The 26518-nt window shown below is 67.7% G+C and carries 22 protein-coding genes; 14 read left to right on the top strand and 8 right to left on the bottom strand.

What is annotated here, in order from left to right:
• The first annotated feature begins 103 nt into the window (after nucleotides 1–103).
• The 5 genes from glgX (at nucleotide 104) to E3T22_RS10775 (ending at nucleotide 7686) form a co-directional block, all read left to right on the top strand.
• Entirely contained in the window at nucleotides 104–2332 is a 2229-nt protein-coding gene (glgX, locus tag E3T22_RS10795; protein ID WP_134408767.1) for a glycogen debranching protein GlgX, read from the top strand.
• Nucleotides 2333–2337: 5 nt separating this feature from the next.
• Entirely contained in the window at nucleotides 2338–4659 is a 2322-nt protein-coding gene (treY, locus tag E3T22_RS10790) for a malto-oligosyltrehalose synthase (protein ID WP_134480101.1), read from the top strand.
• A complete protein-coding gene (gene treZ, locus E3T22_RS10785; RefSeq protein WP_241983664.1) occupies nucleotides 4656–6422 on the top strand; it encodes a malto-oligosyltrehalose trehalohydrolase in 1767 nt (588 codons plus the stop codon). The genes treY and treZ overlap by 4 nt, the downstream gene beginning before the upstream one ends.
• A gap of 81 nt (nucleotides 6423–6503) precedes the next feature.
• Complete coding sequence (locus E3T22_RS10780) at nucleotides 6504–7028, top strand: DNA-binding protein (protein WP_134408731.1); 525 nt, start codon at nucleotides 6504–6506, stop codon at nucleotides 7026–7028.
• A gap of 85 nt (nucleotides 7029–7113) precedes the next feature.
• On the top strand, nucleotides 7114–7686 hold the full coding sequence (locus E3T22_RS10775; protein ID WP_134480099.1) for a hypothetical protein: 573 nt from the start codon (nucleotides 7114–7116) through the stop codon (nucleotides 7684–7686).
• 19 nt (nucleotides 7687–7705) lie between these two features.
• Here E3T22_RS10775 and E3T22_RS10770 read toward each other — a convergent pair whose 3' ends face one another.
• On the bottom strand, nucleotides 7706–8569 hold the full coding sequence (locus E3T22_RS10770) for an oxygenase MpaB family protein (protein WP_134480097.1): 864 nt from the start codon (nucleotides 8567–8569) through the stop codon (nucleotides 7706–7708).
• A 174-nt stretch (nucleotides 8570–8743) separates the two neighbouring features.
• On the opposite strand from E3T22_RS10770, the gene E3T22_RS10765 reads away from it, so the two are divergent.
• Nucleotides 8744–9304 carry a YceI family protein gene (locus tag E3T22_RS10765; RefSeq protein WP_088456350.1) on the top strand — a complete coding sequence of 187 codons (561 nt, stop codon included), beginning with the start codon at nucleotides 8744–8746 and terminating at the stop codon, nucleotides 9302–9304.
• An 88-nt stretch (nucleotides 9305–9392) separates the two neighbouring features.
• Here the strand turns inward: E3T22_RS10765 and E3T22_RS10760 are convergent, their stop codons facing one another.
• Genes E3T22_RS10760 through sepH form a run of 4 tightly spaced genes read right to left on the bottom strand, consistent with a single transcriptional unit; the run spans nucleotide 9393 to nucleotide 13468 of the window.
• Entirely contained in the window at nucleotides 9393–10085 is a 693-nt protein-coding gene (locus E3T22_RS10760) for a TMEM175 family protein (protein WP_134480095.1), read from the bottom strand.
• A gap of 9 nt (nucleotides 10086–10094) precedes the next feature.
• Nucleotides 10095–11138, bottom strand: a complete 1044-nt coding sequence (locus tag E3T22_RS10755; protein ID WP_370028116.1) for an aromatic acid exporter family protein — start codon at nucleotides 11136–11138, stop codon at nucleotides 10095–10097.
• 51 nt (nucleotides 11139–11189) lie between these two features.
• Nucleotides 11190–12323: a winged helix DNA-binding domain-containing protein gene (locus tag E3T22_RS10750; RefSeq protein WP_134480093.1), complete on the bottom strand. Its 1134-nt coding sequence runs from the start codon at nucleotides 12321–12323 to the stop codon at nucleotides 11190–11192.
• Nucleotides 12324–12352: 29 nt separating this feature from the next.
• Entirely contained in the window at nucleotides 12353–13468 is a 1116-nt protein-coding gene (gene sepH / locus E3T22_RS10745; protein WP_088456347.1) for a septation protein SepH, read from the bottom strand.
• A gap of 196 nt (nucleotides 13469–13664) precedes the next feature.
• Here sepH and E3T22_RS10740 point away from each other — a divergent pair, with 196 nt between their 5' ends.
• On the top strand, nucleotides 13665–13958 hold the full coding sequence (locus E3T22_RS10740; RefSeq protein ID WP_066599570.1) for a DUF4193 domain-containing protein: 294 nt from the start codon (nucleotides 13665–13667) through the stop codon (nucleotides 13956–13958).
• A 6-nt stretch (nucleotides 13959–13964) separates the two neighbouring features.
• Here E3T22_RS10740 and E3T22_RS10735 read toward each other — a convergent pair whose 3' ends face one another.
• Complete coding sequence (locus tag E3T22_RS10735) at nucleotides 13965–14420, bottom strand: DUF3093 domain-containing protein (protein WP_134480091.1); 456 nt, start codon at nucleotides 14418–14420, stop codon at nucleotides 13965–13967.
• Nucleotides 14421–14458: 38 nt separating this feature from the next.
• Between E3T22_RS10735 and dut the strand changes: the two genes are divergently transcribed.
• The 7 genes from dut (at nucleotide 14459) to E3T22_RS10700 (ending at nucleotide 23030) form a co-directional block, all read left to right on the top strand.
• Complete coding sequence (dut, locus tag E3T22_RS10730; protein WP_134480089.1) at nucleotides 14459–14971, top strand: dUTP diphosphatase; 513 nt, start codon at nucleotides 14459–14461, stop codon at nucleotides 14969–14971.
• Between the two features lie 95 nt (nucleotides 14972–15066).
• A complete protein-coding gene (locus tag E3T22_RS10725; RefSeq protein WP_134408765.1) occupies nucleotides 15067–15660 on the top strand; it encodes a DUF3710 domain-containing protein in 594 nt (197 codons plus the stop codon).
• A gap of 31 nt (nucleotides 15661–15691) precedes the next feature.
• Entirely contained in the window at nucleotides 15692–16498 is an 807-nt protein-coding gene (locus E3T22_RS10720; protein ID WP_088456344.1) for a DUF3159 domain-containing protein, read from the top strand.
• Between the two features lie 121 nt (nucleotides 16499–16619).
• Nucleotides 16620–19439, top strand: a complete 2820-nt coding sequence (gene acnA / locus E3T22_RS10715; RefSeq protein WP_103431942.1) for an aconitate hydratase AcnA — start codon at nucleotides 16620–16622, stop codon at nucleotides 19437–19439.
• Between the two features lie 115 nt (nucleotides 19440–19554).
• On the top strand, nucleotides 19555–21516 hold the full coding sequence (gene dxs / locus E3T22_RS10710; protein ID WP_134480087.1) for a 1-deoxy-D-xylulose-5-phosphate synthase: 1962 nt from the start codon (nucleotides 19555–19557) through the stop codon (nucleotides 21514–21516).
• 156 nt (nucleotides 21517–21672) lie between these two features.
• Nucleotides 21673–22053 (top strand): MerR family transcriptional regulator, encoded by a 381-nt coding sequence (locus E3T22_RS10705; RefSeq protein ID WP_134480085.1) that lies wholly within the window; start codon nucleotides 21673–21675, stop codon nucleotides 22051–22053.
• Nucleotides 22050–23030, top strand: coding sequence for an aldo/keto reductase (locus tag E3T22_RS10700; protein WP_134480084.1), 981 nt, complete (start codon nucleotides 22050–22052; stop codon nucleotides 23028–23030). The genes E3T22_RS10705 and E3T22_RS10700 overlap by 4 nt, the downstream gene beginning before the upstream one ends.
• An 87-nt stretch (nucleotides 23031–23117) precedes the next feature.
• Here E3T22_RS10700 and E3T22_RS10695 read toward each other — a convergent pair whose 3' ends face one another.
• Nucleotides 23118–25310, bottom strand: coding sequence for a 3-hydroxyacyl-CoA dehydrogenase NAD-binding domain-containing protein (locus E3T22_RS10695; protein ID WP_134480082.1), 2193 nt, complete (start codon nucleotides 25308–25310; stop codon nucleotides 23118–23120).
• A complete protein-coding gene (locus tag E3T22_RS10690) occupies nucleotides 25307–26512 on the bottom strand; it encodes a thiolase family protein (protein ID WP_134480080.1) in 1206 nt (401 codons plus the stop codon). Before E3T22_RS10690 ends, E3T22_RS10695 begins: the two co-directional genes overlap by 4 nt.
• Between the last annotated feature and the right edge of the window lie 6 nt (nucleotides 26513–26518).

Genomic DNA, 26518 nt, shown 5'->3' with positions numbered 1-26518 from the left:
GAATTTGGCGTGCCCCGGACGGGGTAGCGTGAACACGTGGGCCCGGCTCGGGCAAACCACCCACCTTCATCCTTTCGTTCTGACCTTCCTCGAGGAGTACACCGTGGAAACCTGGCCCGGATCTGCCTACCCGCTTGGCGCAACCTATGACGGAAGCGGCACCAACTTCGCTCTGTTCAGTGAGGCCGCCGAGCGGGTGGAGCTCTGCCTGTTCGACGAGAACGGCGCCGAGACCCCCGTCGAAGTCCGGGAATCCAGCGCCTTCGTGTGGCACTGCTACCTGCCGGAGGTGCAGCCGGGCCAGCGCTACGGCTACAGGGTGCACGGCGAATACAACCCCAGCGAGGGCAAGCGCGCCAACCCCAACAAACTGCTGCTCGACCCGTACGCCAAGGCCACCTGCGGCGTCATGGACTGGGACCAGGCACTGTTCTCGTACAACTTCGGCGAACCGGACTCCCGCAACGACGAGGACTCCGCCCCGCACATGATGCTCGGCGTCGTCGTCAACCCGTTCTTCGACTGGACCGGCGACCGCTCCCCGCGCACCCCGTACAGCGAATCGGTCATCTACGAAGCGCACGTCAAGGGCCTCACCCAGCTGCAGCAGGAGGTGCCGGAATCCCAGCGCGGCACCTACGCGGCCGTCGCGCATCCGTCGGTCATCGAGCACCTGCAGAAGCTCGGCGTCACCGCGATCGAACTGATGCCCGTGCACCAGTTCGTCAACGACAGCACCCTGCAGGACCAGGGCCTGAGCAACTACTGGGGCTACAACACCATCGGCTTCTTCGCCCCGCACAACGCCTACTCCTCCAGCGGCGACCTCGGCCAGCAGGTGCAGGAGTTCAAGGGCATGGTCAAGAACCTGCACGCCGCCGGCATCGAGGTCATCCTCGACGTGGTCTACAACCACACCGCGGAGGGTAACCACCTGGGCCCGACCATCTCGTTCAAGGGCATCGACAACGCCGCCTACTACCGGCTGATGGACGACGACGGCCGGTACTACATGGACTACACGGGCACCGGCAACACCCTCAACGTGCGCCACCCGCACTCGCTGCAGCTGATCATGGACTCGCTGCGCTACTGGGCCATCGAGATGCACGTCGACGGTTTCCGGTTCGACCTCGCCAGCGCCCTGGCCCGCGACCTCTACGACGTCGACAAGCTGTCCACCTTCTTCGAGCTCGTGCAGCAGGACCCGATCGTCTCCCAGGTCAAGCTGATCGCGGAGCCCTGGGACGTCGGCCCCGGCGGCTACCAGGTCGGCAACTTCCCGCCGCAGTGGACGGAGTGGAACGGCAAGTACCGCGACACTGTGCGCGACTTCTGGCGCGGCGAGCCCTCCACCCTGGGCGAATTCGCCTCCCGCATCTCCGGCTCCGCCGACCTCTACGAGCACTCCGGCCGCCGCCCCGTCGCGTCGATCAACTTCGTCACCGCGCACGACGGCTTCACCCTCAACGACCTCGTGTCGTACAACGAGAAGCACAACGACGCCAACGGCGAGGACAACAACGACGGCGAAAGCCACAACCGGTCCTGGAACGCCGGAGTGGAGGGCCCCACCGACGACGCCACCGTCCGCACCCTGCGCGGCCGCCAGCAGCGCAACTTCATCGCCACGATGCTGCTCTCCCAGGGCGTCCCGATGATCCTGCACGGCGACGAACTCGGCCGCACCCAGCACGGCAACAACAACACCTACGCCCAGGACTCCGAGCTGAGTTGGATCCACTGGGACGAGGCCGACCAGCCCCTGATCGAGTTCACGTCCGCTGTGGTCCGCCTGCGCAAGGAGCACCCCACCTTCCGTCGCAGCCGGTTCTTCGACGGGCACCCCGGCAAGCGCGGCGAGGGCGACCCGCTGGCAGATATCGTTTGGCTGAACACCGACGGCCAGGAGATGCGCGCGGAGGACTGGGACGAAAGTCGGTCCCGCACCGTCAGCATGTTCCTGAACGGCCAGGGCATCCGGGAACGCGACTCCCGCGGGCGCGAGGTCACCGACGTCAACTTCATCCTGCTGTTCAACGCGGATGCCGAAGACGTCGAATTCACCCTGCCGAGCGCCGAGTACTCGCCCGCCTGGGAGATCGTGATCGACACCGGGGGAGAGGGCGCCGATTCGGAGCCCCGCCCGGCCGGTGCCACCCACACCGTGATGGGACGCTCACTCGTCGTGCTGCGCGAGTACCACGTGCCCGAGGTTGCTCCGGACCACTCCGTTGCCGCGTCGCTGGCAAGCCACCCGTCGCCGCCGACGTCCACGCTGACCCTGCCGGTGCTGCCGGACCCGTACTCTTCGACCGAAGGACACGAGTAACCACCATGAGCATCCCCGTCTCCACCTATCGCCTGCAGATCACGTCGGCCTTCGATCTGGATGCGGCGGCGGGTGTGCTCGATTACGTCAGCCGGCTCGGCGCGGACTGGCTCTACCTTTCGCCGCTGCTCACGGCCGAGGAGGGCTCCGACCACGGCTACGACGTGATCGACCACGGCAGCATCGACCCGGCCCGCGGCGGCCCCGAGGCGCTCGCCCGACTGTCGGAGCGGGTGGCCGCGGCCGGCCGCGGCATCCTGGTGGACATCGTCCCCAACCACGTCGGCGTCCAGACGCCGCACAGCAACGCCTGGTGGTGGGACCTGCTCCGAGCCGGGCAGGGTTCCCGCTATGCCGAGGCCTTCGACGTGGACTGGCCCGCCGGCAACGGTCGGCTGCTGCTGCCCGTACTCGGTGACGGCGACACCGAACTCGACCAGCTCACCGTGGTGGGCGACGAACTGCACTACTACGACAACCGGTTCCCGCTCGCTCCCGGCACCGCGGACGACGGCGCCCCCGCCGCCGTCGTGCACGACAGGCAGCACTACGAACTGGTCAGCTGGCGCCGCGCCGACACCGACCTGAACTACCGCCGCTTCTTCGCCGTGAACACCCTCGCCGGTGTGCGCGTCGAGGTGCCCTGGGTCTTCGACGAATCCCACCGCGAGATCCTGCGCTGGGTGCACACCGGCCAGGTGCAGGGCCTGCGAGTCGACCACCCGGACGGCCTCGCCGACCCGGCCGGCTACCTCGACAGGCTGCACGCCGCCATGCCGGACGGCTACCTGCTGGTGGAGAAGATCCTGGAGGGCCGCGAACAGCTGCCCAGCAGCTGGTCGGCCCACGGCACCACCGGCTATGACGCCCTCGCCGACTTCGACAGGGTCCTGGTGGACCCGGCCGGCCAGGACGCCCTCGACACCCTGGAGGCCACCCTGCAGGGCGGCGCCGTCTCCTGGACCGAACTGGTCTACACCGGCAAGCGCGCCATCGCCGACGGCATCCTGCAGAGTGAGGTGCGCCGACTCGACCGTTTGATCCCCGAGGTCCCCGATGCAGCCGACGCCCTCGCCGAACTGATCGCCTGGTTCCCGGTCTACCGCTCCTACCTGCCCGTCGGCCGCAGCGAACTCGACACCGCCGTGCGACTTGCCCGGCAGCGCCGGCCCGAACTCGACACCACCATCACCGCCCTGCTGCCGTATCTCACCGACCCCGCACACCCCGCGGCCGTGCGCTTCCAGCAGACCTCGGGGATGGTGATGGCCAAGGGTGTCGAAGACACCGCCTACTACCGCTACAGCCGGCTCACCTCCCTCAACGAGGTCGGCGCGGACCCGAGCGAGTTCGCGGTGCCGGTGGAGGAATTCCACCGCCGCCAGCAGACCCGGCTGGCCGTTGCGCCCGCCTCACAGACCACGCTGTCGACCCACGACACCAAGCGCGGCGAAGACGTGCGGGCCCGCATCTCGGTCCTGGCCGAGATCCCGGATGAGTGGACCGCTGTGCTCGGCGAGCTGCGTGCCCTGGCCCCGCTCGGCGACGCCCCGTTCGAAAACCTGCTCTGGCAGGCCATCGTGGGTTCCTGGCCCGCCTCCACCGACCGTCTCATCGGCTATGCCGAGAAGGCGTCCAGGGAAGCGAACCTCTCCACCACCTGGACCGCGCCCAACGACGACTTTGAAAACCGGATGCGCGCCCTGGTTCGGGAACTCGCCGAGGACGGGCCCCTGACCCGCACCGTTACCGCCTTCGTCGACAGGGTGAAGCAGGCCGGGTGGAGCAACTCGCTCTCCCTCAAGCTCATCCAGCTCACCGCGCCCGGTGTACCCGACGTCTACCAGGGCAGCGAACTCTGGGAGATGTCGCTCGTGGACCCCGATAACCGCCGCCCGGTGGACTACGCCGTGCGCCGGGACTACCTGGACCGCGTCAGCGCGGGCTGGCTGCCCCCCATCGATGAAACCGGCGCCACGAAACTGCTCGTCACCACCAACGCCCTGCGCCTGCGCCGCGATCGGCCGGAACTGTTCGTCCGGCACGCACCGGTCGAGGCATTCGGCCCGGCCGCCGCCCACGTGGTGGCCTACGACCGCGGCGGCGCCGTGACCGTCGCCACCCGGCTGCCCGTCGCGCTCGCCCGCACCGGCTGGGGTGACACCACGATCATGCTCGCCGGGCACGACTGGCAGGATGCTCTCACCGGTGTCCGCTTCGCCGGCGGCCAGGTGCGTCTGGCCGACCTGCTGTCGAGCTATCCGGTTGCGCTGTTGATCCCCGCGAGCATCACCGCACCCACCGCTATCGAGGAGGCCACCCCGTGACGACAGACAACCCCGACATCGTCGCCGTTCCGATCGACGTGTGGGCGCCCGCCGCCGAGACCGTCGGGCTGGTCGCCGGCGACGCCACCGCGCCGATGACCCGCGGCGACGCCGGCTGGTGGCACGGCAGCCTGCCCGGCAGCGCTGACGGCGTAGACTACGGCTTCCTGCTGGATGGCGCCGGCCCGTTCCCCGACCCGCGATCCCGCCGCCAGCCGCACGGCGTGCACAACCTCTCCCGCAGCTTCGACCCGGCCACGCACACCTGGCAGGACGACGCCTGGACCGGTCGTCAGCTCGCCGGTGCCACCATCTACGAGCTGCACATCGGCACGTTCACCCCCGAGGGCACCCTGGAGGCCGCGGCCGGCCGGCTCGACCACCTCGTGTCACTCGGCGTGGACTTCGTCGAGCTGCTGCCGGTGAACGGCTTCAACGGCACTCACAACTGGGGCTACGACGGTGTGCTCTGGTATGCCGTGCACGAGGGCTACGGCGGCCCGGCGGCGTACCAGCGGTTTGTCGACGCCTGCCACGTGGCCGGCATCGGCGTGATCCAGGACGTCGTGCACAACCACCTGGGCCCCAGCGGCAACTACCTGCCCAACTACGGGCCCTACCTCAGCGACGCCGAGGGCAACACCTGGGGCGCCTCGGTCAACCTCGACGGCCAGGACTCCGACGAGGTGCGCCGGTACATCATCGACAGCGCGTTGATGTGGCTGCGCGACTATCACGTCGACGGCCTGCGGTTGGACGCCGTGCACGCCCTCAAGGACCACTCCGCGGTGCACCTGCTGGAACAGCTCGCCGGCGAGGTGGCCGTGCTCAGCGCCTCCGTGGGCCGCCCATTGACCCTCATCGCCGAATCGGACCTCAACGACCCCAAGCTGATCACCCCCCGTGAAGCCAACGGGTACGGACTCGACGCCCAGTGGAGCGACGACTTCCACCACGCCGTGCACGTCGCCCTCACCGGTGAGACCGTCGGTTATTACGCCGACTTCGCCCCCCTCGGCGCCCTGGCGAAGGTGCTCACCCGCGGGTTCTTCCACGACGGCACCCTGTCCACCTTCCGCGGCCGCCACCACGGCCGCCCTGTCGACACCGAACGGATGCCGGCCTGGCGGCTGGTCGTCGCCTCGCAGAATCACGACCAGATCGGCAACCGGGCCATCGGCGACAGGCTCAGCGCCCAGCTCGACACCGGCCAGCTGGGCATCGCCGCCGCACTCACCCTGCTCGGCCCGTTCACCCCGATGCTGTTCATGGGCGAAGAGTGGGGGGCGCGCACACCGTGGCAGTTCTTCACCTCGCACCCAGAGCCCGAACTCGGCCTGGCCACCGCAGAGGGCCGCATCGGCGAGTTCGCCCGGATGGGCTGGGACCCGGCCGTGGTGCCCGACCCCCAAGACCCGGCCACCTTCGAGCGGTCAAAACTGGACTGGTCCGAACTGCAGCGTGGCGATTCCGGTCGTCTCCTGGCGTTCTATCGTGACCTCGCGGGTCTCCGTCGCCGGCTCGCCGACCTGACCGATCCACGGTTCGCGCGGGTCGCGGTGGCCTATGACGAGGCGGACGGCTGGCTGCTGCTGTGCCGCGGCGAGACCGAGATCGTGATCAACCTCTCCACGACCGCTCGGTCCGTTCCGGTTGCCGGGCAGAGCGTCCTGCTCGCCTTCGCGAACAACGCCGATGCGAGCCCCCGGCTCGACGCCGGCTGGGTGTTGCTGCCGCCGCACTCGGTCGCGGTGCTCGTCTAGGTCCATCTATTCACCAGCTCCACTCGCCAGTACTACCCGCCAGCTCCACTCGCCAGTACCACTGACCATCGAGGAGGACCCATGGGCCATTTCCTATCCGCGGAGACGGCGGCTGCGCTGGCCCGGCTGACGGAGCTGGACGCCAACGCGGCGGCTCCGCCGCTGGAGCGGATGCGGGCCATTCGTGCGGTACTTCACCACCTTGACGCCGACCCGGCCGCGCTGGCGAGCGTACGCGACGCCCTGTCCGATGGAGCGGGCTGGCCCGAGATCGCGGATGCCGCCGGGCTCAAACCCACCGCGGCCAAGTGGCGCTGGCAGGGCACCGACTCCGACATCGCGGCCCGCCTGGATGCCGGACGCAAGCGCAGCGCGCGGCCCAGCAGCGTTCCGACCGACCTGCCCGGGCACTCGGTGGCCGAGGCTGCCGCATTGCTCGGCGTCAGCGTTCAAGCGGTATACCTGCAGGTGAGCAGAGGTAAACTGGTCAGCCGCACCGTCGAGCTGGCGGATGGCCGCAGTTACAAACGCGTCATCCTTCCCGGGGACGCGCTACCCTCGACGACAGAATCCGCGGAAACTGACCCCGAAAAACCAACCCCCTAGACGACGACCCCCGCAACGACGATCCCCTCAACGACAGAGCCTTGAGACATCACCCGAGCTACCGAACCCCACCCACGGAGTGACCATGACCGATCAGAGCTATGACCCGTTCGACCGAACGTTCCCCCTCGACACCTCGACCACCACAGAACGCCTGCCGATGCCGGGCACTCAGCCCGCCGGCGACGCGCCGACGGGTGAGGGGCCGGTCGACCCCGCAGAGTCCCCGGTCCCCAACCGGACCAAGACCCGAAGCCGCACCCTGCTCTCCGACCTTAGAACGGGGCCGCCGCAGCGGGCCGCACTGGTGGTTCTCGTAGGCATCGCCGTTCTGACGATCGCGTTCATCATCATGATCTTCGTGAACGTCTCCAACGAGAGCATCATCGCCTTGGCCGTCATCGCCACGCCGATCGCCTCGATGGTGGCGGCGTACTACGCCGTCACCCTGAGCATCCAGCAGGTCGCCACTGAGCGTGCCGACAAGGAGAAGGCCCTCGCCAGGCTCACGGCCGTCGAGGCCGGTGCCCGCGAGACCGAGGTGTGGGCCTCCCAGATGGAGTCCGGGCTTCGGGTCGCAATGGCCAAGCTCGATGGCGCCGGTGTGTCCACCGTCGCGGTGACCCGGGCGGCCGGCACCCCGGACGACTTCTTCTAGGCGGTTCAGCTCAGCCCAGTCAACGCCCGTCGGCGCCGCCAGGTTGCCCGGTCGCGCGATCCCTCGCCGCGAGGGATCGGCCTGCACGAAGGTAGTGCCGCATGGGGGCCTGCCGCAGCCGCGTCGGCAGGCGCGGATAGATCAGACGGATGACGCCGATCACGGCCTTGTACCTGCGCTGGCGTCCGGGCGACCAGGGCAGGTCGAAGAGGGCTCGTTCGTCGGGCTGCAGGAGCCCCGTGGTGACCAGGCGCCCCAGCGGCATCGCCAGGCGCAACCAGACCGGTCCGGTGGTGGGGTGCAGCAGTTGCCTGGCCACCGATCGGGTCGTCTCGTCGGTCGCAAGGCCGGACGTTGCGCGGCTCCAATACGCCGCGAAAGCCTCCCGGTCCGCGGGCCACAGCCCGGGCGGTACCTGAAGGGCGGTGCCGAGCACGCCGTAGTCACGGTAGACGGACTCGGCGTCGGCATCCGTGAGCGGTCCGTAGACCAGCTCGTGCACACGGGTCGCGGATTCGTACAGGGTCGCGGCAACCCAGAGCTGCAACTGCGGATCGAAAGCGTTGTACCCCGGGGCGCCGACGCTCTGGGTGCCGTGCACCGGGCGATGGGCCAGGGACACCCGGCGCACGGCCGCGGCCCGGTCGATGGGCGAGCCGCAGGTGACGGCGTATACGTAGGAGAGCGTGCCGCTCAGTCGACTCAGCGGTCGGGTCGCGAAGTCGCTGTGCCTGGCGACGCCGTGCCCGACGGCGGGGTTCGCGAGCTGTAGGAGGATTGCGCGACCGCCGCCGAGAACCAGAACGCTTTCCGGGGCCACATCGCGGATGCTCAGTGCCGGGCTCGACAGGGACGCCGGACTGGACGGGGACGCTGTCGGCATCGTGGACTCCTCTTGACAGGCCGAGCCTACTTCCCCGCCGAGGAGTCGGGTTCTCCGCGCGTTCCTGAATCGTTCACATCTTTTCTGGTCGGTGATGGAATATCCTGTAGTCCTATGCGCTTGCATATACCTGAGGGCAGCGAATCCACCGCCCCCACGGACTTGAGGAGCACCATGAGCGACATCACCACCACGACCATCCCGGGCTACAAAGCGGGAACCTGGACCATCGACCCCACGCACAGCGTCGTCGGCTTCAGCATCCGTCACATCATGATCAGCAAGGTCAAGGGCACGTTCGAGACCTTCAACGCCACCTTCGTCACCACCGAGAACCCCCTCGAGACCAGCGTCACGGCGTCCGCCGTCGTCGCGTCCATCAACACCAACGAGGCCAACCGCGACGGCCACCTGCGCACCGGCGACTTCTTCGACGCCGAGACCTACCCGACCATCGACTTCGTGTCGACCGGAGTGCGCGTCGTCGGCGGCGACTACCTCGTGGACGGCAACCTCACCATCAAGGGCGTCACCAAGCCCGTCACCTTCGACTTCGAGTTCGGTGGCTTCGGCGGCGACCCCTACGGCAACTACAAGTTCGGCGCCACCGCCACGACCCAGGTCAACCGTGAAGACTTCGGTCTCACCTACAACGCGGCCCTCGAGACCGGCGGCATGCTGCTGGGCGACAAGGTCACCATCACCCTCGAACTGCAGGGTGCCCTCCAGGCCTAAGCACTCGGCAGCGCGCAACGGGGATCCCACCAATGGGGTCCCCGTTGTTGTGTCTGGGTTGTGTTGTCTCTGTGTGCGGTTCCGCCCGTCACCCGGCCACCGGTTCGTCCGGCGTCGGCCGCAGGACCCCGATTCGTCGCAACACCAGGGCGATGAGCGGATCAAGGGCGAACAGGAAGAACGCGGGGGAACCGACCAGCGTCGCCAGCAGTACGACGGCGAACGACTGTGCGAGCGCGCTGACATTGTTCACCCGTGCGTTATGAACGGCGGTGGCGGATGCGCCATGCACGAGCTGTCTGCGGGGAGAGCTGGCGTGAAACCACTGCCAGGTGCTGAAGAGCAGGATCACGAAGAAGTTCAGGGGTAACAGCGTGCGGCCCAGCAGGTACCGGCTGAGTTCGTCGTTGAGACTCGTCGTGAACGGAACCAGGACCACGCCGAGAAGGCGGAAATTGTTGAGCCAGATGATGGTGGTATCCACACGGGGGATGAACTCGAACTGACGCACGTGAATGAGCCACAGCAGGCTGAGCAGCAGAAAGCTGATGACCACGTTCAGGATGCTCGGTGCCAAGGCGTTGACCTGCCGCAGGAACTCGGCGTTCGACGTCACGACGCCGATGCTGTCCACGGAGACGTTCAGCACAAGCAGCGTGGCCGCGATGGCGAAGACGCCGTCAGTGTACGATTCCAGCCGCCGGGTGGACAGAACCGTTCGCCGGGCCGTCGTCGCCGTGGTCGGCGCAGCGTGGCGCTCGGGCTCCGGGCTTCTCGACATGCGGGCAGCCTACTCGCCGGTGATCTCCTCGCGCACCCGTCGCAGGTCCTCCATCAGGGCGCCGATCAAGATCCAGTGCTGGGGATGTGGAGTCATGATCATCAGCGGCGCCGTCAGGGCGAGCGGCTCGATCCCCGGAGCCGCCGAGGCGGACGGCTTCCCATCCGCCGGCACGGTGAGCAATCGCAGATCGTGCGCGGCCCTCTCCAGCTCGATGGCGAAGGCCTGCACGGTGGGCTCGAGGTGCAGGCTATCGTCGTAGTGGTCCCGCAGCGCTCTCGTCATGCCCAGTGCCCGGGTGACCAGGGGCACCAGGCGGGCGTAGAGGTCGGTGTCGGCGTCGAGAACCTCGCGGTGCCTGCTTTGGCGGGGATTGAGTGTCAGGCTCTCCTCGGCCTGGCTGATGGCCCGTTCGGCCTTGGCCAGCATGGGCCGCAGTAGTCTGGCCTGGATCATCAGGCTCTCCAGATCGGCGTACTTCTGCGGGCTCAGCAGCGCGGTGGCCACCCGGTCGAAGGTCGCGGCCACCTCCAGGGTGAGCCGGGTCACCGCGTCGTGTGCGGGCGTGAGCAACACCGGCGGAACGATCAACGCGTTGACGATCACGGCGATCGCGGCGCCCAGGATGGTCTCGATGATGCGGTCCCTGGCGTAGGTCGGTGTCGCGGCACCCAGCACGAGGACGAGCATCGCGCTGATCGGGATCTGATTCGCCGAGCCAGGCGACAGCTTCAGGGCCCAGGCCAGCAGGATGCAGAGCACGATCGCCCCCAGGACGATCCAGCTGTCCTGTCCGAACCACAGCCCGATGCCCAGAGCAACCAGGACTCCGCCGACGACGCCGAGGCTGCGTTCCAGGGCCCGTCCCAGGGACTGGTTGATGCTGGGCTGCACGACGAAGATGGCGGCCATCGCGGCGAAGATGGGCAGCTCGCCGGGCAGGAGCCACAGCGAGATTACCCAGGCCAGGACCACTGCGACCGAGGTCTTGAGGGTCTGCAGCAGCGGGATCCGTCTGGATACTCGCAGGCTGGTCGTTATTCGCACTGTCATAGGGTACAAGGCCCGACGGACCGGACCGATCACCGGTCTCACCACGGCAGGCTAGGGCGCGGCGGGCACGGTCGGTGGGGCCGGAAGTACCTGCACCGGGCGGCCGAGGAAGCGGGCGTATTCGTGAAGGGCCCGATCGGTTCCCGGGAGCGATGCGGCGCCCTGCGGGGTGAACGGCGCGGGGTGCACCGTGATCGCCCGGGGCTGCCATTCGCGCCGCCAGGTGCCGAAAATACGGCCGCCGCGAACCAGGACGGGCAGGAAGATCCCGTTCTTGCCCGGGACGACCCTGGTCAGGTTCTCGGGTTCGATCGCGAAGCTGCGATCCCGATAGCCGAGCAGGTATTCATCGAAGCCCGGCAGGGCCAGCACGGCACTGGGACCGCGCCCCGGCGCGGCGCGGCTCAGCGGTCCGAGATCTGAGCTCTGGGGGAGCAGGTGGCTCACTCCGTCGACGTCGAGGGTGTTGAGCTGCCCTCCACCAACGGCCAGGGCCGTCTTGGCGTCGCTCATGGTGAGCTGGGACCACCAGGCGAAGTCGGTCAAGGGAGCCGGCCCGTGTCCGGCCAGGTAGCGCAGCAGGTATTCGCCCAGTGCCTGGTCGCGTTCGAGCTGCCGGGGGTGCGGGACCCAGTCCGAGAACAGCACGAGCATCTGTTGGGCGTCGAGCTGCCGGCCCCAGCAGAGGGTTCCCGACTGGGCGAGGTGCCAGATGAGGTGATATCCCCGCTGGCCGTCTGTGCCGATGCCGTGGCGCTCCAGCAGTGCCAGGAAGGCTGCCCTGGTGAGCTCCCGTCCGCCGCTGAGGGCATTCTCGGCCACGGTGCGGGAGCGTTCGATGGTCGCCTCGTCCAGGCCCAGGTCGCGGCGCCGGGTTGCCGCACCGGCCCAGAGCCTGGCGGTGGTGAGTCCGAGCATCCAGCCCAGGTCCGGCCCCGGCACCAGGTGCAGGGTTCCCCGCATCGGCCAGGAGCGCACGATCCTGGCGGAGTCGATCAGCGTGTCGATGTCGGCGGAGGTGCTTCCGGGGGCCCGCACGGCAACGGCCCACTTCGCCCAGCGGAGGTCCTGCGCCTGCACGGCCAGCATGCGGTCGACGACCTGGGCGGGCTCGGTAATCGACCCGGTCAGCGCCTGGCTGGCCAGGCGACGCCGGGTGATGTCGGAGCGGGAGGCACGCGTCATGGAACCGCAGCCTATGACTCAGGTGAGGATCAGGCCAGGTCGTCGTCGGTTCGTGCGCCGAAGACTATCTCGTCCCAGCTGGGCATCGATGCGCGGCCGCGGCGACCGGTCTGACCGGTGCGTGGTTGGCCCGTGGCGGCCTGAGTGGCCCACACGTTGCGGGTTTCCTCGGGGGCTGCGGTGGCAGCCTCGGCAACAGGGGGAGCCTCGTTGACCAGGCGGATCCCGGACTCGGCCGGTGCCCGCTCGGTACGGCGGGTATCCACCACTGGTGTGACGGGCGTTTCGGTCTCTCCGGCGGCCGCTTCCCGTTCACCGCGGCGGCGGCGAAGCGACTCGAGCAGGTCCGCGGTCTCGCTCAGGCTCTGCGGCGGTTCGGCCGCTCGCTTGATGGCGGCCTTGGACACGGCCTCCGTCGTACCGGCGGAACGGGCGTATGGCACCGGATCGTGCAGCGGAGCCGTGTCGTTGAGGATGTCGTCGGCCAGGGATTCCTTGAACGTGAAGGCGCCGCTGTCGAACCGGCTCACGTCGGCCAGGCTGGTTTCGGCGCCGACGGCACGCAGCCGGGGGATCAGGGCACCCTTGAGCTCGCCCTGTTGGGAGAGGGCAATGGCCTCACTGCCGATCGGCGAGAGGGTGTTCTTCTTGGGTTCGAAGCCCCACCGGGCGTCGTGGTCGATGTCGTCAGCCGTGAAGGCGAGCTTGACGATCCACCCGGCGCCGGGTTCCTTCCAGCTGGCCCAGCGTTCGTTGGACGCACCCAGGGACGCCAGGCGTTCCCGGATGACGCTGCCGAAGTTGGCCTGCTCGTCGATGGGATCGGGGTCGATCGCGGTGTGCACGGGCACGCTCAGCGCGCTCGACACTATGTATTCGCGTTCGGCGACCACCGGTCCCTCGAACCGCTTGACGAAGTCCAGCGACGCACCGGTCACTGCAGCGACGTCCTCCGCGGACATGCCGGCACGGATGTGCGCCTGCACCTCCCGGGGCGACAGTTTGGGCCGAACGGACGCATCCGTTTGGGTTTGGCGAAGCCGGGACTGGAGAACCGCATCGATGGGGATCCGAAAGCGATCACCCTCCTCTGACGCTGCAAGCAGCGCGCCGTTCTCGACTCCGATAACTTTCAAATCCTGCATGGCGAAAGCCCTCTCGCGATTACTGATGGCCCAACCCTGCCATGCAATGTGGCATTTTTCGGGGAATACTGCGGGCGTGCCGGAAGTTGCTCCCATTGCCAACCTGAAAGGTTGGCGATTGGTTTGCTATTCCGCACGGATTGTTGCAAACTATGGCCGCCGATTTCGTTTATCGGCGTTAATGAAATGGATGGGCATGGCAACCGATTACGACGCACCGCGAAAGACCGAAGACGACTCAGAGTCGATTGAGGCCCTCAAGGAGCGTGTACCCGACAAGATGTCTGGTGTCGTTGATGTTGACGACTCCGACAACCCCGGTGGCTTCGACCTCCCGGGCGCCGATCTGTCCGACCTCGACCTCGACGTCGTCGTCCTGCCCCCGCAGGCCGACGAGTTCACCTGCGTGGAGTGCTTCCTCGTGAAGCACCGTTCGCAGATGTCGCACGAGACCAAGCTCGGCCCGGTCTGCCTGGAGTGCGACGCCTAAGCGCGCTTAGTTACTTGATGCTGGCCGTCGCGATCCATTGATCGCGGCGGCCATTTTCTGCGGCCGGCGGCTGGAGACCAGCCAGTACGGCGCCGGATCGGTCGGGTCTTCAAGCGGGATCCGCACCACGGGTGCGATCCAGCCACGGATCAGCAGCCACGCGCGGGCATCCAGCTTCTGGCCACGCTCGAGAGTGGCATCCGCAGCCTCGAGGGGGACGGCCTCACCGAGCAGGCGGGTTTCGATGCGCGCCCGGCCGGCGGTGAGGACACCGTCGGACACCGAAACCGTCGGCGACGCCAGCACCAGCAGCAGGGCGCTGCCGAGGTAGAGGCCGGCGCCGGTCAGGATCCCCGCCAGCACCGAGATCGGCAGGAAGACCAGGAGGCTTGCGGGAATCACCAGCGAAGTGATGATGAAGAGCCATGGGGATGGCCAGAGTTTTTCGCGATAATCGGGCATGGGTCTATTCGACCAGATAACTGCACTACCCTCGACACGTGGCTGAAAGCGTCGAAGTCCTGATTACCGCGTCCGTTCTCCCGACCTACGCCCATCCGGGTGACGCCGGAGCCGACCTGCACGCCTCGGAGGCCTTGGTCCTGGCTCCCGGTGAACGGGCCCTCGTCGGCACCGGTGTGTCGATAGCGTTGCCGGACGGATACGCGGCCTTCGTGGTCCCCCGCAGCGGACTGGCCGTCAAGCACGGAATCACCGTCGTGAACTCGCCGGGGACCGTTGACGCGGGCTACCGCGGCGAGGTCAAGGTCTGCCTGCTCAACACCGACACCGTCACCCCGTTCCCCATCAACATCGGCGACCGCATCGCCCAACTCATCGTGGTTCCGGTGGCCCGGGCGGTCTTCGTGCCAGTCGAGCGGCTCCCCGGCAGCATGCGTGGCGAGGGCGGCTTCGGCTCGACCGGCGTCGCGCCGGGCGCTCCTGCGGACCGCGCCCCCCAGACCGAATTGTCCGCCCCGACGGACGCCCACCGAAGCGGAGAAACCCTGTGAGTGACAAAGTGAACCCCGACACGCGCTCAAGCACCGACGAGACGGCCGGCACCGACAGCACCGAACTCACCGGAGCCGAGCAGCAGGTCCCCGACATGCACGCCAAGTCAGCTCCGGTCGACCGTGACGTGGACGGCCCCCTCGACGAGTCTGAGGCGAACCCGGTCCGCCCATACGTCGATCTCGGTGGCGTGAAGATCCTGCCGCGCGAGGGCCTGCACCTCCGGCTCGAGATCGAAGAGGGCTCCAAGCGAGTCGTTGCCATCGGCCTGGATTATGCCGGTTCGACCCTGCAGGTGCAGCCCTTTGCGGCGCCGCGCTCCAGCGGCCTGTGGCAGGAAATCCGCACCCAGATCGCCGACCAGATCGCCAAGCAGGGTGGCTCGACCACTCCGCGCGAAGGTCCGTTCGGGCCCGAACTCGTCGCCGAGATCCCCGTCGCAGCCGGCCAGGGTCCCGCGGGCACCACCCGGTTGGCCCGTTTCATCGGCGTGGACGGACCGCGCTGGTTCCTCCGCGGCGTCATCGCCGGCGAGGGCGCCATCAACCCCGAAGCCGCAGCGCAGATCGAAGACCTGTTCCGCAGCATCGTCGTGGTGCGCGGTTCAGCCCCGATGCCGCCGCGCGACCTCATCCCGCTTCGGATGCCGGCCACCCCGGCCGGTAAGCCCGAACCCACCGGCACCTGATCCGTCAGGTGCACTCACCGAAAGTCACCTGATGACGGATTCCCTCTCCGGGCCAGAACCCGAACCGCGTAAGACGTCCGACGGCACCGACGGCACTGACAGTGCCGCCAGAGCCGGTGCCAGCAGTGCCGGCAGCCCGGCAGAGCCCGCCGGCGCCCTCGCCGACAGTATGGCCGCGGCGGCCCGCCGCGCCGGGTTCAGTCCGGCCGCAGACGGGGAACCCATCAGCGGCCACGCGCTGCTGGCTGCCATGGGCGGCATCCGCGGCCTGGTCGAGGCCGTCCTGCCGGGCCTGGTCTTCCTGGTCACCTATACCCTCACCCGTGAGCTGATTCCGTCCCTGATCGCTCCGGTGATCATCGGTGTGATCTTCTTCGCGCTCCGGCTGGCCCGTAAACAGACCGTCACCCAGGCCGTCGGTGGACTCGTCGGAATCGGCCTCAGCGCCGTGCTCGCCCTGTTCACCGGCCGCGCCGAAGACTTCTACCTGCCGGGCTTCTGGACCAACGGTGTGTACGGAGCGGCCCTGCTCGTCTCCGCACTGATCGGCTGGCCGCTCATCGGTGTGGCCGTCGGGTTCCTGATGGGGGAGCAGCTCGCCTGGCGGGCCGACCCGTCCAAACGACGGGTGCTGACAATTCTCACCTTCATGTGGGCGGGACTGTTCATCCTGCGCCTGGCCGTGCAGCTTCCCCTGTACTACGCCGGCAACGTCGAGTGGTTGGGCGCGACCAAACTGCTCATGGGGATCCCGCTGTATGCGCCGCTTCTTGTGGTCTCCTGGCTGATGGTGCGTTCCGTGTACGCGGCCACCGCCGCACAGCGGCCGGTGCTATAGTTATCTCGACGTCAAGATAGTTTGCGGTAAGGCTACCCTTGCTGGCAGAACTCGGCGTCAGTTGGTCAGGATTGAGGATCGCGGACGGGTTCCCGTCGGTTTCCACAAAGGAGAGGGCATCGTGTCTGCTGTTAATAGTTTTGGAGCTCGGGACACCCTGCGCGTCGGTGCGACGGACTACGAAGTCTTTCGCCTGGATGCCGTCAAGGGATACGAGAAGCTGCCGTTCAGCCTCAAGGTGCTGCTGGAGAACCTCCTCCGCACCGAAGACGGCGCCAACATCACCGCGGATCACATCCGCGCACTCGGCGCGTGGGTTCCCACCAGCGATCCCGACACAGAAATCCAGTTCACGCCAGCTCGCGTGATCATGCAGGACTTCACCGGCGTGCCGTGCATCGTCGACCTCGCCACCATGCGCGAGGCCGTCGCCGACCTCGGCGGCGACCCCAACAAGATCAACCCGCTCGCCCCTGCCGAGCTCGTCATCGACCACTCGGTCATCGCCGACCTGTTCGGCAGCGAGAACGCCCTCGAGCGCAACGTCGAGATCGAATACGAGCGCAACGGTGAGCGTTACCAGTTCCTGCGCTGGGGCCAGACCGCGTTCGACGACTTCAAAGTCGTCCCGCCGGGAACCGGCATCGTGCACCAGGTCAACATCGAGTACCTGGCCCGCGTCACCTTCACGCGCGAAGTAGGCGGCGTCCTCCGCGCCTACCCCGACACCTGTGTCGGCACCGACTCGCACACCACGATGGTCAACGGCCTGGGCGTGCTCGGCTGGGGCGTCGGCGGCATCGAAGCCGAGGCGGCCATGCTCGGCCAGCCCGTGTCGATGCTGATCCCCAAGGTCGTCGGCTTCAAGCTCAACGGCTCCATCCCCGCCGGCGTCACCGCGACGGATGTTGTGCTCACGATCACCCAGATGCTGCGCCGCCACGGCGTTGTGGGGAAGTTCGTCGAATTCTACGGCGAGGGCGTCGCCCAGGTGCCGCTGGCCAACCGCGCCACCATCGGCAACATGAGCCCGGAGTTCGGCTCCACCGCTGCCATGTTCCCGATCGACGACGTCACCCTCGGCTACCTGCGTCTCACCGGCCGCAGCGAAGAGCAGGTCGCACTCGTCGAGGCGTACTCCAAGCTGCAGGGCCTGTGGCACGACCCCGCACAGGAGCCCGTCTTCAGCGAGTACCTCGAACTCGACCTGGGCACCGTCGTTCCGTCGATCGCCGGACCCAAGCGCCCGCAGGACCGGGTCGAACTCAGCAACGCGAAGTCGCAGTTCGAGATCGACCTGCAGAACTACGCCACGCACGACCTGTCCATGGTGGACGCGGCCGTCGAGGCATCCTTCCCCGCCTCTGACCCGATCGGTTTCACCGCCGAGGACGAGCAGAGCGCCCACCAGGTTTCGCACCAGCACGTGAGCCACGCTCCCGTCTCGGTGTCGAGCCCGGTTCCGATCACCACGGCCGACGGGGCGAGCTACACGCTCGACCACGGAGCCGTCGCCGTTGCGGCCATCACCTCCTGCACCAACACCTCGAATCCGTCGGTCATGCTCGCCGCGGGCCTGCTGGCGCGGAACGCCGTGAAGAAGGGCCTGAAGTCCAAGCCCTGGGTCAAGACCACCCTGGCGCCGGGCTCCAAGGTCGTCACGGACTACTACGCCAAGGCCGGCCTCACCGACGACCTCGAGGCCCTCGGCTTCTACACCGTCGGCTACGGCTGCACGGTCTGCATCGGCAACACCGGACCCCTCATCAACGAGGTCTCCGCCGCGATCAACGACAACGACCTCGCTGTCACCGCGGTGCTCTCCGGAAACCGTAACTTCGAGGGCCGCATCAGCCCGGACGTCAAGATGAACTACCTGGCCAGCCCGCCGTTGGTCATCGCGTACGCCCTGGCCGGATCGATGAACTTCGACTTCGACACGGATGCCCTCGGCCAGGACACCGAAGGCAACGACGTGTTCCTCAAGGACATCTGGCCGGACTCCGCCGAGGTGCAGTCCACCATCGACAGCTCGATCGACACGGCCATGTTCACCAAGGAATACGGTGAGGTCTTCGAGGGAGATGAGCGCTGGCGTTCACTGCCCACGCCCGACAGCGAGGTCTTCGAGTGGGACCCCAAGTCCACCTACGTGCGGAAGCCCCCGTACTTCGACGGTATGACGCTGGAGACCAGCCCGGTCGCCGACATCGTCGGCGCCAGGGTGCTCGCCAAGCTCGGCGACTCGGTCACCACCGACCACATCAGCCCGGCAGGCAACATCAAGGCCGACAGCCCGGCCGGTGCGTACCTGATGGAGCACGGCGTCGACCGAAGCGACTTCAACTCCTACGGCTCGCGCCGCGGTAACCACGAGATCATGATCCGCGGCACCTTCGCAAACATCCGGCTGCGCAACCAGCTGCTTGACGGCGTCGAGGGCGGTTACACCCGCGACTTCACCAAGCCGGATGCGCCGCAGTCCTTCATCTACGACGCCAGCCAGAACTACCAGGCCGCCGGCACCCCGCTGGTGATTTTCGGCGGCAAGGAGTACGGTTCCGGCTCGTCTCGGGACTGGGCGGCCAAGGGCACGAGCCTGCTGGGTGTCAAGGCCGTCATCACCGAGAGCTTCGAGCGCATCCACCGCTCGAACCTGATCGGAATGGGAGTGGTCCCGCTGCAGTTCCCCGCCGGCGAGTCCTGGGTGACCCTGGGCCTGGACGGTACCGAGAGCGTCTCGATCACCGGTATCGAGGAACTCAACGAGGGCCGCACGCCCAAGACGGTGCACGTTGTCGCCACCCCGACCGAGCACTCCGCTCCGGGCAAGGCCGTTGTCGAGTTCGACGCCGTCGTGCGCATCGACACCCCCGGCGAAGCGGACTACTACCGCAACGGTGGCATCCTGCAGTACGTGCTGCGCTCGCTCGTCGTCTAACCGGGAATTCGCAGAATCGCCGCAGACTGGCGCGTAGACTCGGGGAATCCGAACTGCGCGCCAGTTCTGCGTCGGCGTGAGCCGTTCGTTGCAACAAACGTGAAAGGTAGTGCCCATGACCCTTCTGGAGACGATCCACGGTCCCCGGGACCTTGACGGCCTCACGAAGGACCAGCTGGAAGAGCTGGCTGCGGAGGTCCGCGCCTTCTTGGTGGCGGAGATCTCGAAGACGGGCGGGCATCTGGGCCCCAACCTCGGCGTGGTCGAGATGACCATCGCCATCCACCGGATCTTCGATTCGCCGCGTGACGCCATCGTCTTCGACACCGGTCACCAGTCCTATGTGCACAAGATGCTCACCGGACGGCAGGACTTCAGCCGGTTGCGCCAGTCCGATGGTCTGGCCGGCTACCCGCAGCGCAGCGAATCCGTGCACGACATCGTCGAGAGCTCCCACGCGTCGAGCTCGTTGTCCTGGGCCGACGGGATCTCCCGCGCCTTCGAGATGACCGGGCAGAGCGACCGGCACGTCATAGCCGTCGTCGGCGACGGCTCGCTCACCGGCGGTATGACCTGGGAAGCGCTGAACAACATCAGCGACGACAACAACCGGCGCCTGATCATCGTGATCAACGACAACGGCCGCTCGTACGCGCCCACCATCGGCGGCATGGCCAGGTTCCTCAACACCGTGCGCCTGCGCCGCAGCTACCGGGCCGCCTACCTCTCCAGCCGGGAGGCCTTCGACCACATGGGCGCGCCGGCTCGCGCCATCTTCCGCGGCGTGCGTGGCGGTCTGCACGGCTTCCTGAGCCGGTTCTCCAACAACGAGGCGCTGTATTCCAACCTCGACATCAAGTACATCGGGCCGGTGGACGGCCACGACATGGAGGCCATGCTCGAGGCGCTGCGCCAGGCCAAGGACTACGGCGCTCCCGTGATCGTGCACACCATCACCCAGAAGGGCAAAGGTTACGACCCCGCCGTGCAGGACGTCGCCGACCAGTTCCACGCCGTCGGCGTCATCGACCCTGAGACCGGTGAGCCCACCGAATCCGCGGGAGCACCGTCATGGACCTCGGTCTTCGCCGATGAGCTGCTGAGCCTGGCCACCGACAATCCGAAGCTGGTGGCGATCACCGCGGCCATGCTGCGCCCCACCGGTCTGCACAAGATGGCCGAGCGGTACCCCGAGCGGGTGCACGACGTCGGCATCGCCGAGCAGCACGCGGTGACGAGCGCCGCCGGGCTCGCGTTCGGTGGCCTGCACCCCGTGGTCGCCCTCTACGCCACCTTCATCAACCGTGCCTTCGACCAGGTTTTGATGGATGTCGCCCTGCACAGGGCCGGCGTCACCTTCGTGCTCGACCGGGCCGGGGTCACCGGGCCGGACGGTCCGAGCCACCACGGCATGTGGGACCTCGCAATCCTGCAGGTCATCCCGCACATCCGACTCGCCGCACCGCGCGACTCCACCCGACTGCGGGAAGAGCTCGCCGAGGCGGTCCTCGTGGACGACGCGCCCACGGTGCTGCGGTTCCCCAAGGGCAGCACCGGCGTCGAGTTCGACGCCCTCGAGCGTCTGTCCGACGGCGTCGACGTACTCCTCCGCAGCAGCCAGCAGGACGTGCTGATCGTCACCGTCGGTCCGATGGCCGGAATGGGCCTCGAGGTCGCCGAGCGGCTCGCCGCCCAGGGCATCGGTGCGACTGTCGTCGATCCGCGCTGGGTGGTCCCGGTGCCCCAGAGCATCATCGAACTCGCCGCCCAGCACCGCATCGTGGTGAGCATCGAGGACGGTATCCGGGTGGGCGGCATCGGCACCCGCATCCGTCAGGACCTGCGCGAGGCCGGCGTCGACACCGCCGTCACCGAGCTGGGTCTGCCTGACGAGTTCCTGGACCACGGCACCCGCGCCGAGATCCTCGAGCGGGTCGGCCTCACGCCGCAGCACATCGCCAGGGACGTCGTCGCGATGGTCCTCGGCAGCAAGCTGCCGCACGCCCGCCCCCTGCCGGCCGACGCCGACCGCCCCGAAACCGGCACCGTCCCCCTGCAGCGCGCCCCCCGCGACTGACCGCCTCACCCGCCGCCCGTCGGTATGTTCCGCGAAAGCGGCCCTGTGGTCACCTCCACAACGTTGAGGCGACCACGCGACCGCTTTGGCGGATGGCTATGGCCGGATCAGGACACCGCTTGACTTAGAGTGCGCTCGAGGTTTTAGGGTTGCAGCATGACCCCACCCGACGAACAGCTTTCGATCTCCGAGGTCGCCGAGCGCACCGGGCTGAGCGCCCATACGCTGCGGTACTACGAGCGAGCGGGCCTGATGCTCGCACCCATCCATCGGGCTGCCTCCACCCACCGGGCATACTCGGCGCGGGACGTGACCTGGATCATCTTCCTGACCCGGCTACGCAGCACCGCCCTGCCGATCGCGCAGGTCAAGGAGTACGCCGACCTCGCCCGGCGCGGCGAGGACACCACGCCGGAGCGCCTCGAGCTGCTGCAACGCCACCGGATCGCCGTCGTGGCACAGCTCGCCGAGATGCAGGCGAGCCTCGCCGCCATCGATCACAAGATCTCCCTCTACGCCGAAAGGACCACAGCATGAAACACATCACCCTGGGTACCAGCACTCCACTCGAGGTCGGCCGTCTCGGCCTGGGCTGCATGGGAATGTCAGCGTTCTACTCCGGCGCCGGCACCGACGATGCCGAGTCGATCCGCACCATCCGCAGAGCCATCGACCTCGGTGTCACCCTGTTCGACACCGCCGAAATCTACGGCCCGTACCTCAACGAGGAACTCCTCGGCCGGGCGCTGACCGGGCGCCGCGACGACGTGGTCATCGCCACTAAGTTCGGTACCATCCACCACCGCACCGATGGCTCCAGGGGACTGGACGGCAGTCCGGAGAACGTTCGCTTGTCCGTCGAAGGGTCACTGGCCCGCCTCGGTACCGATCACATCGATCTCTACTACCAGCACCGGATGGATCCGGGCGTGCCCATCGAGGACACCGTCGGTGCCCTGGCCGAGCTCATCAGCGCCGGCCTGATCGGTCACTACGGCCTGTCGGAGGCGGCGCCGGACACCATCAGGCGGGCCCACGCCGTTCACCCGGTCACGGCGCTGCAGACCGAGTACTCGCTGTGGAGCCGCGAGCCCGAGACGGAACTGCTGCCCCTGGTGCGCGAGCTCGGGATCGGTTTTGTGCCGTACTCGCCGCTCGGTCGGGGCTTCCTGACCGGCGCCATCCGTACACTCGACCAGCTCGACGAGGGTGACTTCCGGCGCAGTAATCCCCGGTTCGCCGGCGCCAACCTCGCCGCCAACATCCGCATCGTGGAGCAGGTCGACGCTGTCGCGACGGAACTCGATGCGACGCCGGCCCAGGTGGCCCTGGCCTGGCTGCTCGCCCAGGGCACCGACATCGCCCCGATCCCCGGTACCAAGAGGGTGGACCGGCTCGAGGAGAACGTCGCGGCGGATGCGCTTGTGCTCAGCGCTGCCCAGCTCGCAACCCTGTCCGCGATCGACGCCCCGGTCGGAGACCGTTACGCCGACATGAGCCCGCTGAACCGGTAGCCCGCATCTGTTCCCGAAACGGACAATTGTGGCCGGCGCACCGGCCACAATTGTCCGCACGGGCGACAGTTGTTGTGCCCTGAGCGGCTAACTCAGCACGGGAGTGCTGCTCGCCGTTGCCGCGGAGCCGACGCCGCGCACCATCGGGGTGTGGAACGTGCCGCCGAAGACCCGCTCGCTGGCGCCGACCCTGTCGAGGTACGGAGTGATCCCGCCCATCTGGAAGGGCCAGCCGGCGCCGAGGAGCATGCACAGGTCGATGTCCTCCGGCGCGTGCACCACATCGTCATCGAGCATCCGCTTGATCTCGTCAGCGAGGCCGTCCTCCACCCGGCGCAGGATCTGCTCCGCCGTGATGGGCGTCGTGCCGCCTGCGACGATCTTCACCGCACCCTTGTCGAAGCCGGTGACCTTGCCGCTGGAGTTGCGCTCGAGGATCTTGCCGTGCTCGGCCAGACGGTGCAGGTTGGTGCTCTCGAAGAACCGGTCGGGGAATGCGGCGTGGTGGGTGTCCAACACGTGCGCGCCGACCTTGAGGCCGACCAGCTCGAGCAGCTCGAACGGGGTCATCGGCAGGCCGAACGACGCCAGGGCGCCGTTGACGACCGCGAACGGTGTGCCGGTGTCGACGGCGTGCATGGCCTCGCCGAGCAGCTTGGCCAGCACCCGGTTCACCACGAAGCCCGGGGTGTCGCGGGTGATGACGGCGTTCTTCCGCAGCTTGGCGGCGATCACCATCGCGGTTGAGAGGGTGGCGTCATCGGTCGCGGGGGTGTTCACGACCTCGATGAGCGGCATCACGGCGACTGGATTGAAGAAGTGGAAACCGACCAGCCGTTCGGGGTGGGCCAGCTTCGCGCCGATCTGCTCCACCGACAGCGATGACGTGTTGGTGGCCAGCACCGCGGTGGGGGAGATGTGCTTTTCGATTTCGGCGAAAACGTCCTGTTTCACCCCGAGCTCCTCGAAGACCGCTTCGATGACCCAATCGGCGTCGGCGAAGTCGGCCTTGTCGGTGGTGCCTGTCACCAGGGCGCGCAGCCGGTTCGCCTCGTCGGAGCTGATCCGGCCCTTGTCCTGCAGGGTCTGGATCTCACCGTGGATGTAAGCCACTCCCTTGTCGACCCTGGCCTGGTCGAGGTCGGTGATCACGACGGGTACCTTCAGCCGGCGCACGAACAGGAGGGCGAACTGGCTGGCCATCAGGCCTGCGCCGATGACACCGACTTTGCCGATGGGGCGTGCCAGGGTCTTGTCCGGGGCGCCGGCCGGGCGCTTGGCGCGCTTCTGCACCAGATTGAATGAGTAGATGCTCGCGGGCAGCTGATCGCCGGAGATGAGGTCGGCGAGGGCTTCGTCCTCCCGGGCGAAGGCCTCGGCCTTGGTGCCGGTGCGGGCCGCCTTGATCAAGTCCAGTGCCGCGTACGGCGATGCCGCGACGGTGCCGATGCGGGACTCGAGCATCTTGCGGGCGATACCGACGGCCGCATCCCACTTGACCATGCGCTCGATCTTGCCGGGCGCGTTGGGCCGGCTCACCGAAACGCTGCCGGCGATGACACCGTCTGCCCACCGGATGGAGTCCTCCAGGAAGGACACCGACCCGAACATTCGGTCGGCGATGCCCAGCTTGAGTGCGTCCGCGCCGGTCAAGGTGCGGTTGTTCTTCAGCGGGTTCTCAACGATGACCTTGAGGGCATTCTCGATGCCGATCAGGTTGGGCAGCAGGTAGGAGCCGCCCCAGCCGGGGATCAGGCCGAGGAAGACCTCGGGCAGCGCTATGGCCGGGACGCTCGCGTCGACGGTGCGGTAGTCGGCGTTCAAGGCCACCTCGAGGCCGCCGCCGAGGGCGAGACCGTTGATGAACACGAACGACGGCACCCCCAAGGTGCTCAGCTTGCCCAGGGCGAAGTGACCGAGCTGAGCGAGCAGCTTGCCCACCTCGCGGGACGGGATCTCGCTGACTTTACTGAGATCGGCTCCAGCGGCGAGGATGAACGGCTTGCCCGTTACGGCCACGCCGTGGATCTCACCGCGTCCGGCGCGGGCGGTGAGCTCGTCCATGACGGCGCTGAATTCCAGGAGGGTGACCGGGCCGAGCGTGTTGGGCCTGGTGTGGTCCCGCCCGTTGTCCAGCGTCACGAGGGCGAGGGTGCGGCCGCCGGAAAGCGGGACGTCCCGGACGAGCGAGTGGGTGACGACTTCGTCACCAGACACCACGATGAGCGGGGAGAAGTCCACGGTGGCGTAGTCGATGGGGGTGCTGGTCTTGTCGGTCATCGCTTGGCTGCCTTCTTGTTGAAGTGCGGGTTTTCCCAGATCACAGTGCCACCCTGGCCGAGGCCTATGCACATGGCCGTGAGGCCGTAACGCACCTCGGGGTGTTCGGCGAACTGGCTGGCGAGCTGGTTCATCAGGCGCACGCCCGATGATGCGAGCGGATGCCCGATGGCGATGGCGCCGCCGTACTCGTTGACGCGGGGATCGTCGTCGTCGATGCCGAAGTGGTCCAGGAAGGAGATCACCTGCACCGCGAACGCCTCGTTGAGTTCGAACAGGCCGATGTCGGTGATCGACAGACCGGCCTTGCGCAGCACCTTCTCCGTGGAGGGCACGGGGCCCAGCCCCATCACCTCAGGCTCGACACCGGCGAAGGCGAAGCTCACGAGCTTCATCTTCACGCTGAGCCCGAGCTCTTTAGCTGTGGCACCGCTGGCCAGAAGGCAGGCGGTGGCACCGTCGTTCAGGCCGGACGCGTTGCCGGCGGTGATGCGGCCGTGCGGCCGGAACGGCGTCTTCAGGCCGGCGAGGCCCTCGAGGGTGGTCTCGGGGCGCGGCGCCTCGTCGCGGGTGGCGAGGCCCCAGCCCGCGGCGCTGCGGGTTGCCACGGACACCAGGTCCGGCTGAATCTTGCCCGCTTCGTACGCGGCCGCGACCTTCTGCTGGCTGCGCAGGGCATACCGGTCGGAACGGTCCTTGGTGTACTCGGGGAACCGGTCGTGGATGCGCTCGGCGGTCGCGCCCATGTTGAGGGCGTCCTCACTGACCAGGCGTTCGCTGAGGAACCGGGGGTTCGGGTCGACCCCGGCGCCCATCGGGTGGCGACCCATGTGTTCGACTCCGCCGGCGATGGCGAGGTCGTATGCGCCGAAACCGATCGCGGCGCCCATGGTGGTGACCGAGGTCATCGCCCCGGCGCACATGCGGTCGATGGCGAAGCCCGGCACCGAGACGGGCAGGCCCGCCAGCAGGGCCGCGGTGCGACCGAGAGTCAGCCCCTGGTCACCGGCCTGGGTGGTCGCCGCGATGGCGACATCGTCGATGCGTTCGCCCGGCACGTTCGGGTTGCGTTCCATCAGTCCGGTGATCGCCTTGACGACCAGGTCGTCGGCGCGGGTATTCCAATACATACCCTTCTCGCCGGCACGACCGAACGGGGTGCGAACTCCGTCCACGAAGACGACTTCAGTTCTCTCGGCCACTTTGCC

The sequence above is a fragment of the Cryobacterium sp. TMB3-10 genome, from assembly GCF_004402305.1.
Classification (GTDB): domain Bacteria; phylum Actinomycetota; class Actinomycetes; order Actinomycetales; family Microbacteriaceae; genus Cryobacterium; species Cryobacterium zongtaii.
Note: the sequence above shows the minus strand (reverse complement) of the source record. Positions and strands in the feature narration are given on the sequence as shown.

Excerpts from the sequence above, each read along its gene's own strand:
- E3T22_RS10695 (WP_134480082.1), bottom strand. The coding sequence starts at position 25,310 with ATGACCGACAAGACCAGCACCCCCATCGACTACGCCACCGTGGACTTC.
- E3T22_RS10780 (WP_134408731.1), top strand. The coding sequence starts at position 6,504 with ATGGGCCATTTCCTATCCGCGGAGACGGCGGCTGCGCTGGCCCGGCTG.
- dxs (WP_134480087.1), top strand. The coding sequence starts at position 19,555 with ATGACCCTTCTGGAGACGATCCACGGTCCCCGGGACCTTGACGGCCTC.
- E3T22_RS10775 (WP_134480099.1), top strand. The coding sequence starts at position 7,114 with ATGACCGATCAGAGCTATGACCCGTTCGACCGAACGTTCCCCCTCGAC.
- sepH (WP_088456347.1), bottom strand. The coding sequence starts at position 13,468 with ATGCAGGATTTGAAAGTTATCGGAGTCGAGAACGGCGCGCTGCTTGCA.
- E3T22_RS10725 (WP_134408765.1), top strand. The coding sequence starts at position 15,067 with ATGCACGCCAAGTCAGCTCCGGTCGACCGTGACGTGGACGGCCCCCTC.
- E3T22_RS10750 (WP_134480093.1), bottom strand. The coding sequence starts at position 12,323 with ATGACGCGTGCCTCCCGCTCCGACATCACCCGGCGTCGCCTGGCCAGC.
- E3T22_RS10740 (WP_066599570.1), top strand. The coding sequence starts at position 13,665 with ATGGCAACCGATTACGACGCACCGCGAAAGACCGAAGACGACTCAGAG.
- E3T22_RS10760 (WP_134480095.1), bottom strand. The coding sequence starts at position 10,085 with ATGTCGAGAAGCCCGGAGCCCGAGCGCCACGCTGCGCCGACCACGGCG.
- E3T22_RS10705 (WP_134480085.1), top strand. The coding sequence starts at position 21,673 with ATGACCCCACCCGACGAACAGCTTTCGATCTCCGAGGTCGCCGAGCGC.
- E3T22_RS10700 (WP_134480084.1), top strand. The coding sequence starts at position 22,050 with ATGAAACACATCACCCTGGGTACCAGCACTCCACTCGAGGTCGGCCGT.
- E3T22_RS10770 (WP_134480097.1), bottom strand. The coding sequence starts at position 8,569 with ATGCCGACAGCGTCCCCGTCCAGTCCGGCGTCCCTGTCGAGCCCGGCA.
- E3T22_RS10765 (WP_088456350.1), top strand. The coding sequence starts at position 8,744 with ATGAGCGACATCACCACCACGACCATCCCGGGCTACAAAGCGGGAACC.
- E3T22_RS10720 (WP_088456344.1), top strand. The coding sequence starts at position 15,692 with ATGACGGATTCCCTCTCCGGGCCAGAACCCGAACCGCGTAAGACGTCC.
- E3T22_RS10735 (WP_134480091.1), bottom strand. The coding sequence starts at position 14,420 with ATGCCCGATTATCGCGAAAAACTCTGGCCATCCCCATGGCTCTTCATC.
- treY (WP_134480101.1), top strand. The coding sequence starts at position 2,338 with ATGAGCATCCCCGTCTCCACCTATCGCCTGCAGATCACGTCGGCCTTC.
- E3T22_RS10755 (WP_370028116.1), bottom strand. The coding sequence starts at position 11,138 with ATGACAGTGCGAATAACGACCAGCCTGCGAGTATCCAGACGGATCCCG.